Source organism: Bacteroides sp. UBA939, from assembly GCF_002293435.1.
Classification (GTDB): domain Bacteria; phylum Bacteroidota; class Bacteroidia; order Bacteroidales; family Bacteroidaceae; genus Bacteroides.
The window spans coordinates 1-310 of the sequence record NZ_DBDF01000167.1; positions in this window are offsets into that span (position 1 = coordinate 1).

Sequence of the window (310 nt, forward strand, 5' to 3'; positions counted from 1 at the left end):
CAGTCCGTACCAGGGCCGTGTCAAAGCATTACCAACTCCGTCCCCGCTCCGTATAAAGGTACCCTTATACGACTTTGGTACGGAGTTGGTACGGACTTGATACGGAGCAGATAGTGTGTGATAGGGTCTGCATGATTCATACGTTAACTCCTGAAGTATGAATAATACAGGCTAACAGCATAATTAATGCAGGTTAACTCCTTTTTTCTTTCAATTAATTCTATATTAAGTCATTATTAATCCATTATTGCGAACTTTATTAAGCATCATCTCTTTCCTTTGCAAAAAAAATAAGAGCCTGTTTAAATTT